The sequence below is a fragment of the Streptomyces sp. NPDC004732 genome, from assembly GCF_040609235.1.
GTDB lineage: Bacteria > Actinomycetota > Actinomycetes > Streptomycetales > Streptomycetaceae > Streptomyces.
In genome coordinates this window covers 154,794-166,799 of record NZ_JBEXJR010000013.1, presented here as the reverse complement: position 1 = coordinate 166,799, position 12,006 = coordinate 154,794, and the positions used below count along the sequence as shown (strand labels likewise).

1 protein-coding gene is annotated in these 12,006 nt (G+C 75.3%); it reads right to left on the bottom strand.

Annotated features, from left to right (window positions below):
• Nucleotides 1–9: 9 nt before the first annotated feature.
• Nucleotides 10–12,006 carry an SDR family NAD(P)-dependent oxidoreductase gene (locus tag ABZV77_RS34070; protein ID WP_356265513.1) on the bottom strand — a complete coding sequence of 3,999 codons (11,997 nt, stop codon included), beginning with the start codon at nucleotides 12,004–12,006 and terminating at the stop codon, nucleotides 10–12.

Genomic DNA, 12,006 nt, shown 5'->3' with positions numbered 1-12,006 from the left:
GTACGGGACTCACGAGATGCCCAGCTCCTTGTCGATGAGGTCGAAGATCTCTTCGTTGGTGGCGGACTCGATGGCGTCCGGGCTGTCGGCCCCGCCCTCTTGGCCGTCGCCGCCCTCCCCCGCGGCGAGCCGGTCGAGGGCGCCGCGCAGTCGGCGGGCGAGCTCGGACCGGATCTCCCCACCGGCCGCGCCGCCGCGCGCCGCCTCGGTCACGAGCGCGTCGAGCCGGTCCAGTTCGGCGAGGGCCGCGGGAACGCCGGTCGCGTCGCCGGGCAGGACCGTGGCGGCGAGGTGGCGGGCGAGGGCCTCTGAGGTGGGGTGGTCGAAGACGAGCGCGGCGGGCAGGCGCTGTCCGGTCGCGGCCATCAGGCGGTTGCGGAGCTCGACGCCGGTCAGGGAGTCGAAGCCCAGCTCCTTGAACGGGCGGACCGGGCTGATCAGTTCGGCGGAGGTGTGGCCGAGTACGGCGGCGGCGTGGCCTCGTACGAGATCGACCAGGACCCGGTGTGCCTCGGCGGGGGGAAGTCCGGACAGCCGGTCGGCGAGCGAAGGGCCCGTCGGGGCGGCGGTCGGGGTGCGCCGCCGTGGGGCGCGGACCAGGGTGCTGAGCAGTGCGGGCACGGGCGTGCCGCTCGCCGCTGCCGCCCTGAGCGCGGCCGTGTCGACGTCGGCCGCGAAGGCGTACGGCGCTTCGGCGCGCAGCGCCGCGTCGAAGAGCCGCAGGGCCGCCGCGGTGCTCAGGGCGCCCACACCGCCACGGGCCATCTTGCGCACGTCGGCGTCCGTGAGGTGCGCGGTCAGGGTGCTGCGCTCCTCCCACATGCCCCAGCCGATGGACACGGCGGGCAGTCCTTCGGCGCGGCGCCGGGCCGCCAGGGCGTCCAGGGCGGCGTTGGCGGCGGCGTAGCCCGCCTGGCCCGCGCCGCCGAGCAGGGCGGCGCCGGAGGAGAAGAGCACGAACGCCGCGAGGTCGCTGCCGCGGGTCGCCTCGTGCAGGGCGAGTGCGGCATCCGCCTTGGGCCGCATGACGTGGTCGAGGCGGTCGGGCGTCAGAGCGGTCAGGACGCCGTCGTCGAGGACACCCGCGGCATGCACGACCCCGGTGAGCGGGTGCTGTGGGTGCACACCGGACAGCAGGTCCGCGAGGGCGGCCGGGTCGGTGAGGTCGCATGCCACGACGCGGGCCTCGGCGCCCGCCGCGGCGAGTTCGTCCTGGAGTTCCGTGGCGCCGGGGGCTTCGGCTCCCCTGCGCCCGGTGAGCAGGAGGTGGCGTACGCCGTGTGCGGTGGCCAGGTGGCGGGCGACGCGGGAGCCGAGGGTGCCGGTGCCGCCGGTGATGAGGACGGTGCCGTCCGGGTCGAGGGGCGCGGGCAGGGTCAGGACGTTCTTGCCGATGTGCCGCGCCTGGCCGAGGTGGCGGAACGCCTCGGGGGCCTGCCGCAGGTCCCAGCAGGTGAGGGGCAGCGGGGTGAGTACGCCCTGTTCGAAGAGGGAGAGCACTTCGGTGAGCATGGCGCCGATGCGTTCGGGGCCCGCCTCCATCAGGTCGAAGGCCCGGTAGTGCACGCCGGGGTGTTCGCGGGCCACCGTGTCGGCGTCGCGCACGTCGGTCTTGCCCATCTCCACGAAGCGTCCGCCGCGCGGCAGCAGGGTCAGGGACGCGTCGACGAACTCCCGTGCCAGGCAGTCCAGTACGACGTCGACTCCCCTGCCGTCGGTGGCGTCGAGGAAGTGCTCGGCGAAGTCCAGGGTGCGGGTGGATGCGGTGTGCGCGGCGTCGAGTCCGGCCGCCCGCAGGACGTCCCACTTGGCGGGGCTCGCCGTGGCGTAGACCTCGGCTCCGGCGTGCCGGGCCAGTTGCACGGCGGCCGTGCCGACCCCGCCGGTGGCGGCGTGCACCAGGACCGACTGGCCGCGCTTGAGGCCGCCGAGGTCGAACATGCCGTAGTAGGCGGTGAGGAAGGCGATGGGCACTGCCGCGGCCTGCGCGTAGGTCCATCCGGCGGGGATGCGGGCCAAGGTGCGCCGGTCGGCGACGGCGACGGGTCCGAACGCCCCGCCGAACACGCCCATCACCCGGTCGCCGGGCGCCAAGTCGTCGACTCCGGGCCCCACTTCGAGGACGGCGCCCGCGCCTTCGCTGCCGAGCACCGGCTGGTCGGGGTCGAGGCCGAGCGAGACGACCACGTCGTGGAAGTTGAGCCCGGCGGCGCGCACGGCGACGCGGACCTGCCCTTCTTCGAGCGGCGCCTGGGCGGTGGGTGCGGGGACGACGCTGAGCCCGTCCACGGCGCCCTGCCCCGCGAGCCCGATCTGCCAGGGCTCGTCCGGCGGTGGTGCGAGGGTGCCCTTGGGCGCGTCGGCGGTCAGGCGCGGTACGAGCATCTCGCCCGCACGCAGGGCCAGTTGATCCTCACCCGCCGCGCGGGCCGCGGCGAGCGCCTCGGTGACGGCGGCGTGCGACTCGGGCCGGTCGTCGAGGTCCACCAGGACGAAACGGCCGGGGTGCTCGCTCTGCGCGCTCCGCAGCAGACCCCACGCCCCGGACTGCGTCCAGGCGCCCGCCGCTGTCCGGTCACCGGGGTTGGTGCGTACGGCACCGTGGGTGAGAACTGCCAGGGTGGTGTCCGCGCACCGCTCGTCCGCCAGCCATTCCTGTACGAGACCGAGGCACGCGGCGGTGGTGGCGCGCAGCAGCCCGGCCGGGTCGCCGTTATCGCCGTCGTCGCCGTCTTCGGAGGGGAGCGGGCAGTCCGTGACGACGAGGGCGGGAGCGGTGGTGTCCGTGTCGGCCCGGAAGGCGGTGAGCGAGGGCCAGCGGGTGGCGTCGTCCGTGGCGACCCCGGAGAGCGCGTCGCCGAGCAGCCCCCAACTCTCGTACTCCTCTGCGCCGTTGACGGGGGCGGGCACCCACTCCAGGCGGTGCAGTCCGTCCCGGCCCGGTCGTGTCGGGGTCAGGGCGTCGGCCTCGACGGGGCGCAGGTCGAGGGAGGCGGCCGCGAGGATTTCCTGGCCCGCGAGGTCGTACACGGTCAGGCCGACGGCCGTCGGTCCGTCGGCGGTGACCCGGGCCCGCAGGCTGGTGGCCCCGGTGCCGTGGACGGTGACGTCGTTCCAGCTGAACGGGAGGCGTGCGGCGCCGTCCTGGCCGGGCAGGAGCGCGGCGCTCTGCAGGGCGGCGTCCAGGAGCGCCGGATGCAGGAGGTATCCGGCGGCGTCCGCGTGCTGGCGCTCGTCGAGGACGAGGTCGGCGAAGATCTCACCCTCGCGGTGCCAGGCGGCGCGGATGCACTGGAACGTGGGCCCGTAGGCGTATCCGGCGGCGGCGAAGCGTTCGTAGAGGTCGGCGGTGTCGACGGGTTCGGCGCCGGGGGGCGGCCAGGCGATCAGGGCGGGGCCCGGCTCCCGGGCCGCGGTGGCGACGGTGCCGGTGGCGTGGAGGGTCCAGGGGGCTCCGGACGCGGCGTCCCCTTCCGTGCGGGAGAAGAGGCTCAGCGCCCGGCTGCCGTCCGCGTCGGCGGCCGTGAGCCGGACCTGGACGAGGACGGCGCCCTCCTCGGGCAGGACGAGCGGCGCTTGGAGGGTGAGCTCGTCCACGCCCGTGCCGTCGGCGCCGGTTGCGGCGCGCAGGGCGAGCTCCAGGAAGGCGCTGCCGGGCAGCAGCGCAACGTCCTGGACGGTGTGCTCGGCCAGCCAGGGGTGGGTGCGCAGCGAGAGCCTGCCGCTGAACAGCAGCTCGCCGGAGTCGGCGAGTTCGACGGCGGCGCCGAGCAGGGGGTGTCCTGTCGCGCCGAGTCCGGCGGAGGCGACGTCCCAGCTCGTGGCCGGTACGTCGAGCCAGAGGCGTTGCTCCTGGAAGGGGTAGGTGGGCAACGCGACGCGGGCGGCTCCGGTGCGCGCGAAGACAGGCGTGAAGTCCACCTCGACGCCGTTGGCATGTGCCTGGCCGAGGGAGAGGAGCACGCGGTCCATGCCGCCCTCCTCGCGCCGCAGCGTCCCGGACACCGCGCCGGGTGCGTGCACCGCCTCCAGCGTCTCCTCGACCGCCATGGCCAGTACGGGATGCGGGCTGATCTCGACGTAGGCGGCGAAGCCTTCCGCGGCCAGGGTGCGTACGGCGTCTTCGAAGCGCACCGTGCCACGGAGGTTGGTGTACCAGTAGCGGGCGTCCATGGCGGAGGTGTCCAGCCAGTCGCCCGTGACCGTGGAGAACAGCGGGATCCTGCCGGTGGCCGGGGCGAGGCCGTCCAGCGCCGTGTGCAGTTCCGTCTCGATCCGCTCCACGTGCGCGGAGTGCGAGGCGTAGTCGACGTCGATGCGGCGGGCCCGGACGCCGTCGCTCTCGCAGCGGGCGAGGAGTTCGTCCAGAGCTCGCGGGTCGCCGGAGACGACGACCGTGGAGGGGCCGTTGACGGCCGCCACGGACAGGCGCTCGCCCCAGGCTGCGATGCGTTCCCCGGCCGCCGCCTCCGTCAGGGCGAGGGACACCATTCCGCCGTCCCCGGCCAGTCGGGCGGCGATGGCCCGGCTGCGCAGCGCCACGACCCGCGCGCCGTCCTCCAGGGTCAGCGCACCGGCCACCACCGCGGCGGCGATCTCGCCCTGGCTGTGGCCCACCACGGCGTCCGGGACGACCCCGAACGTCTCCCAGAGGCGGGCCAGGGACACCAGGACGGCGAAGAGGGCGGGCTGCACCACGTCGACCCGGTCGAGTCCGGTGCCGTCACGTACGGCACCGGTCAGCGACCAGCCGTCGGCGTAGGGCGCGAGCGCGGCCTCGCAGCGGCGCATGGACTCGGCGAACTCCGGTGACTCCGCGCGGAGTTGCCGGGCCATGCCCGCCCACTGCGAGCCCTGCCCGGGGAACATGAACACGGTACGGCCACCGGCGGCCGTGGCGGTGCCCGTCACGACGGACGCGTCCGGCTCGCCCGCGGCCAGTGCCCTCAGGCCTGCGAGGAGTTGCTCACGGCCGCCGACCAGCACGGCGCGGTGCTGGTGGCGGGCGCGGGTGACGGCGAGGGAGAGGCCGATGTCGTCGGTGCGGACCTCTTCCGTGCGGAGGGTTTCCGCCTGGAGGTCTTCCGTGCCGTCGGTTTCCGTTTCCGTGTGAGGGCTTTCGGTGCACTGGGCCAGCAGTTGGGCGGCCTGGGCCCGCAGGGCCTCGGGGGTCTTGGCCGACAGCGTCCAGGGCATCGGCGTACGGGGGTCGGGGGCCGGGCGTGCGGGCGGCTGCGCCTCGGCGGCCCGTTCCAGGATGACGTGGGCGTTCGTGCCGCTGACGCCGAAGGAGGAGACACCGGCCCGGCGCGTCCCGTCGCCGCCCGGACCGCCGTCCCAGGGGCGCGCCTCGGTGAGCAGCCGTACGCTGCCCGCGTCCCAGTCCACCTGGGGTGTCGGCTCGTCCAGGTGCAGCGTCCTGGGAAGCAGGCCGTGCCGCATCGCGAGGACCATCTTCATGACGCCACCGACACCGGCGGCCGCCGAGGTGTGCCCGATGTTGGACTTCAGCGACCCGAGCCACAACGGCCGCCCCTCGGGGCGCTGTTGGCCGTACGTGGCGAGCAGGGCCTGCGCCTCGATGGGGTCACCGAGCGTGGTGCCCGTGCCGTGCGCCTCCACGGCGTCGACGTCCTGGGCGCCGAGCCCGGCGTCGGCGAGGGCCGCACGAATGACGCGCTGCTGGGAGGGGCCGTGGGGTGCGGTCAGGCCGTTGCTCGCGCCGTCCTGGTTCACCGCGGAGCCGCGGACGACCGCGAGGACGGGGTGGCCGTTGCGCCGTGCGTCGGAGAGGCGCTCCAGGACCAGCATGCCCGCGCCCTCGCCGAACGCGGTGCCGTCGGCGGCCGCCGCGAACGACTTGCAGCGCCCGTCGGCCGCGAGGCCGCCCTGTCGGCTGAACTCCACGAACAGTTCGGGGCTCGACATCACCGTGACGCCGCCCGCCAGCGCCAGTTCGCACTCCCCGCGGCGCAGCGACTGCACCGCGGTGTGCAGCGCCACCAGCGAGGAGGAGCAGGCGGTGTCGATGGTCAGCGCGGGACCTTCGAGACCGAAGGTGTAGGCGATGCGGCCGGAGACGATGCTGCCGGAGTTGCCGGTGCCGAGGAAGCCTTCGACGTCCTCGGGGATGTGGGGCAGGAGCCGTACCGCGTAATCCTGCTGCATGAGCCCGACGAAGACCCCGGCGGCCGTGCCGCGCAGCGCGGCCGGGTCGATCCCGGCACGCTCGATCGCCTCCCAGGTGATCTCGAGGAGCAGGCGTTGCTGCGGGTCCATCGCGATGGCTTCGCGCGGGGAGATGCCGAAGAAGTCGGCGTCGAAGTCCCCCGGGCCGCTGAGGAAGCCGCCCTCGCGGACATAGGAGGTGCCGGTGTGGGCGGGGTCGGGGTCGTAGAGCGCGTCGAGGTCCCAGCCGCGGTCGGCGGGAAAGGCCCCGATGCCGTCGGTGCCGGAGGCGATGAGCCGCCACAGGTCGTCCGGTGTGCGCACGCCGCCGGGGAAGCGGCAGCCCATCGCGACGATGGCGACCGGTTCGTCGGCGCCGGGGGCGGGGGCCGCGCCTGCGCTGTACGGCGCGCTCGCAGGCGTATCGCCGCCTGCCAGTTCATCGCGCAGCTGGGCGGCGAGCGCGGCAGGTGAGGGGTGGTCGAACACGAGCGTGGCGGGCAGGCGCAGTCCGGTGGCGGCGGTGAGCCGGTTGCGCAGCTCCACCGAGGCCAGCGAGTCGAAGCCGAGGTCGCGGAAGGCGCGCGCCGGGTCGACGGTGTCGCCGGGGGCGTGCCCGAGGACGGCGGCGGCCTGCGCGCAGACCAGTTGCACCAGGGTGCGCAGGCGTTCGGCCTCCGGCTGCGCGTCGAGGCGCTCGGTCAGGGAACCGGCCCCGGGCGTGGCGGGTCCGGCCGCCGCGGCGCGCCGGACGGGGACGCGCACGAGGCCCCTCAGCAGCGCGGGCACCGGCTCGCCCGCCGCGGCCCGGGCGCGCAGGGCCCGGGTGTCGAGCCGGAGCGGCACGAGCGCCGGGGTCTCGACGGTCAGGGCGGTGTCGAAGAGGGCGAGGCCCTCTTCGGTGGTGAGCGGCGGCATGCCCGAGCGGGCCAGGCGGCGCACGTCGGCGTCACCGATGTGCCCGGTGAGCGCGGAGCGCTGCTCCCACAGGGGCCAGGCCAGGGAGTGCGCGGGCAGGCCGAGCGCGTGCCGCCGCTGGGCCAGGGCGTCGAGGAAGGCGTTGGCGGCGGCGTAGTTGCCCTGGCCGGGTCCGCCGAAGGTGCCCGCGGCGGAGGAGAAGAGGACGAACGCCGCGAGGTTCGACTCCCGTGTGAGCTCGTGCAGATGGAGCGCGGCGTCGGCCTTGGGGCGCAGCACGGTGTCCACCCGCTCGGGGGTCAGCGAGGTGAGGACGCCGTCGTCGAGGGCGCCCGCGGCGTGCACGACGGCCGTCAGCGGGTGTTCGGCGGGGATGCCGTCGAGGAGGGTGGCGAGCGCGGCACGGTCGGCCGCGTCGCAGGCGGTGACGGTGACCTGGGCTCCGAGCGCGGTGAGTTCGTCCGCGATTCCGGCGGCGCCGGGGGCGGCGGGCCCGCTGCGGCTGGTCAGGAGCAGTCGGCGGACGCCGTGCCGGGTCACCAGGTGCCGGGCGACGTGGGAGCCGAGGAGTCCGGTGCCTCCGGTGACCAAGACCGTGCCCTCCGGGTCGAGGGCGGCCGGGACCGGGTCGGCGGCCGGGACCCTGGCCAGGCGGGGCGCGCGCACGATGCCGCCGCGCTGGGCGAGTTGGGGCTCTACGGCGGCCAGGACCGCGGCGACGGCCGCGCCCCACGACCCGCCGGGCTCCCCATCGGCCGACTGCGGGTCCGGGTCCAGGTCCAGGAGGCCGAAGCGCCCGGGGTGTTCGGACTGGGCCGAGCGCACCAGGCCCCACACGGCACCACGGGCCGGGTCGGCGGGGCTCCGGCCGGGGTCGGTGGACACCGCGCCCCGGGTGACGAGGACGAGGCGGGTGCCGGAGAGGCGTTCGTCGGCGAGCCAGGTCTGCAGGGCGTCCAGGGCGTGGTGGACGGCCGCGTGCACGTCTCGCAGGTCATCCGGTACGTCGTCGGGGGCGCCGCCGGACAGGGACGGCACCGGCAGGAGGGCAACGTCCGGGGCGGCGGCACCGGCGTCGAGTGCGGCGAGGAAAGCGGTGACGTCGGCGTGGGCCGTCGGGGCCGCCGCGGTGCCGTCCGGTACGGCCCAGTCGCCTTCGGTGTCTTCGGCGCCGATGACCGCCCAGGCGGTGTCCGGGCGCGCCGCGGGGCAGCCGGCCTCCACCCACTCCACACGGAACAGCGCGTCATGGTGCGCCGGTTGCCCGGCGGGAACCGCGGCGGGCCGCAGCCTCAGGGAGGCGACGGAGACGACGGGGCTGCCCGTGGCGTCGGCGGCTTCGAGCGCAAGGGTGTCCTCGCCCGTGCGGGTGAGGCGGATGCGCAGGGCGGCGGCGCCGGAGGCATGCAGCGTCGTGCCGCTCCACACGAACGGCATGCGCCCGCCGCCGCTCCCCTCGTCCACCGCATCGTCGGCGGTCAGCCCGCTGACGTGCAGGGCGGCATCGAGCAGCGCCGGGTGCAGGGCGAACGCGGTGGCGTCCTGGCGCGTTTCGGCGGGGAGCACGGCCTCGGCGAACAGCTCGTCGCCGTGCCGCCAGGCGGCCGTCAGGCCCTGGAAGACGGGGCCGTAGGCGAAGCCGCCCTCGGCGTAGCGCTCGTACATGCCGTCGAGGTCGAGGGGTGTGGCGCCGGGCGGGGGCCAGGCGGTGAGGTCCGCGCTCGTGTCCCGCGCGGGGGTCGGTGCGGTGGGGGTGAGGACGCCGGTCGCGTGGCGCGTCCAGTCCTCGTCGGTGTCGGGGTCGTCGGGCCGCGAGTGCAGGGTGAGGGCCCGGCTGCCGTCGGGGCCGGGGGCGTCGACGGACAGGCGCAGCATGACGCCGCCGAGGGGCGGCAGCACCAGAGGTGCTTCGAGGGTGAGTTCGTCGACGTGGGCGCAGCCGGTGCGGTCCCCGGCCAGGACGGCCAGTTCAAGGAAGGCGGTGCCGGGAAGCAGGGCACTGCCCTGCACGGTGTGGTCGGCGAGCCAGGGGTGGGTGCGCAGCGAGAGCCTGCCGGTGAGCAGGAGACCGTCGCTGTCGGCGAGGGTGACGACCGCGCCGAGGAGGGGGTGGCCGGAGGGGACGAGTCCGACCGAGGCCGCGTCACCCGTGGGGCCTGCGCCGTCCTCCAGCCAGTAGCGCTGCCGTTGGAAGGCGTAGGTGGGCAGGTCGGCCCTGCGGGGGTGCAGCCCGCCGAAGACGGCCTGCCAGTCGACGGGGACGCCGCGCGTGTGCAGTTCGCCGAGGGAGGTGAGGAAGCGTCGCGGGCCGCCGTCGCCGCGGCGCAGGGTGCCGGTGGCAAGGGCGTCGGTGGCGGCGACTGCGGCGGTGTCCTGGAGGGCGCCGGTCAGCACGGGGTGCGGGCTGACTTCGAGCAGGACGCGGTGGCCGTCGGCGAGCAGGGCGCGTGTGGTCTGCTCGAACTGCACGGTGTGGCGCAGGTTGGTGAACCAGTACGCGGCGTCGAGTCCGGTGGTGTCGAGGAGGCCGCCGGTGACCGTCGAGTAGAAGGGCACGTCGGCGGGCCGGGGCGTGATGTCCCGCAAGTCGAAGTGCAGTTGGTCGCGGATCGCCTCGACCTGGGGGCCGTGCGAGGCGTAATCGACATCTACGGAGCGGGCTCGTACGCCCTCCGCGTCCAGGGCGGCGAGCAGGGCGGCGAGCGCTTCGGGGGCGCCGGAGACGACCACGGATTCGGGGCCGTTGACGGCGGCGACCGCCAGCCGCTCGCCCCAGGGCGCGATGCGTTCGCGTACGCGGTCCACGGGCAGGGACACCGAGGCCATACCGCCGTCTCCGGCCAGCGCGCGGAGCGCCTTGGCGCGCAGCGCGACGACCTTGGCCGCGTCGTCGAGGGTCAGCGCCCCGGCCACGCAGGCGGCGGCGATCTCGCCCTGACTGTGCCCGGCCACGGCGTCGGGCTCGACGCCGTGCGCGCGCCACATCGCGGCGAGGGAGACCATCACCGCGAACAGGGCGGGCTGGACGACGTCCACGCGGTCCAGCCCGGGCGCGCCGGGTGCCTCGCGGATGACGTCGGTCAGGGACCAGTCGACGTGCGGGGCGAGGGCATCGGCGCAGGCGTTCATGCGGGCGGCGAACTCGGTCGAGCTGTCGAGGAGTTCGCGGGCCATGCCGGGCCACTGGGCGCCCTGGCCGGGGAAGACGAAGGCGACCGCCTCGCCCGGGCGGGCGGCCCTGTGCGCCCCGGCGTCCGCGTCGGCGTCGGTTCCGTCGGCCAGTGCGTGCAGCCGGTCGAGCAGGGCGTCCTGGTCGTCGCCGACCAGGACGGCCCGGTGCTCGTGTGCCGCGCGGCGGGTCGCCAGGGTGTGGCCGATGTCCACGGGGTCGAGGCCGGGCGAGCTCTCCAGGTGGGCGTGGAGGAGGGCCGCTTGGGCCCGCAGTGCCTCGACGCTGCGGGCCGAGAGCACCCAGGGCAGCGGGCCGGTGTCCCGGAGGCGGTCGGCGGGCTCTTCGGCGGCGGGCGCCCCGTCGGCGGCTTCGGCCTGTTCCAGCAGGACGTGGCCGTTGGTGCCGCTGACCCCGAAGGACGACACGGCGGCACGGCGGGGACGCCCGGTAGCGGGCCACGGGACGGTCTCCGTGACGAGCCGTACGGTCCCCGGGGACCAGTCGACCTGCGGTGTCGGGTCCTGGGCGTGCAACGAGGGCGGCACCACCCCGTGCCGCATGGCGAGGACCATCTTGATGACGCCGCCCACTCCGGCGGCGGCCTGGGTGTGGCCGATGTTCGACTTCAGGGAGCCGAGCAGCAGCGGCTGCCCTGCCGAGTGCGCACGGCCGTAGGTGGCCAGCAGCGCCTGGGCTTCGATGGGGTCGCCGAGCGGGGTGCCGGTGCCGTGCGCCTCGACGACGTCGATGTCGGCCGCGGCGAGGCGGGCGTTCTCCAGGGCCTGACGGATGACGCGCTGCTGGGAGGGGCCGTTGGGGGCGGTGAGGCGGCTGCTCGCGCCGTCCTGGTTGACGGCGGAGCCGCGGACGACGGCGAGGACGGGGTGGTTGTTGCGCCGCGCGTCACTGAGGCGCTCCAAGAGGAGCATGCCGACGCCCTCGCCCCAGCCGGTGCCGTCGGCGGTGGCCGCGAAGGACTTGGAGCGGCCGTCGGAGGCCAGGCCGTTCTGGCGGCTCATCTCGACGAACGGCACGGGTGTCGACATCACCATGGCGCCGCCGGCGAGGGCGAGCGTGCAGTCGCCGTGCCGCAGCGCCTGGCAGGCCAGGTGCAGGGCGACGAGCGAGGAGGAGCAGGCCGTGTCGACGGAGACGGCGGGCCCTTCGAGGCCGAAGGTGTAGGCGATGCGGCCCGAGGCGACGCTGTCGGAGCTGCCGTTGCCGAGGTAGCCCTGGATGTCGTCGGGCACCTGGCCGAGGCGGGCGGCGTAGTCCTGGTACATCACTCCGGCAAAGACACCGGTGCGGCTGCCGCGCAGGGTGTGCGGGTCGATCCCGGCGCGCTCGAAGGTCTCCCAGGTGGTCTCCAGGAACAGCCGCTGCTGCGGGTCCATGGCGAGCGCCTCGCGCGGGGAGATCCCGAAGAAGGCCGGGTCGAACGCGGCGACATCGTCGAGGAAGCCACCTTCGGCGCTGTAGGTGGTGCCGGGACGCTCCCCCGCCGGGTCGTGCAGGGCGTCGAGGTCCCAGCCCCGGTCGGCGGGGAATCCGGTGATCGCGTCGGTGCCCGAGGCGACGAGCCGCCACAGGTCCTCGGGGGTGCGTACGCCGCCGGGGTAGCGGCAGCCCATCGCCACGACGGCGACCGGTTCGCGGTTCCTTGCCTCGGCCTCGCCGAGACGCTGCTTGGTGCGGTGCAGGTCGGCTGCCGCCCGCTTGAGGTAGTCCCGGAGCTTGTCGTCATTCAC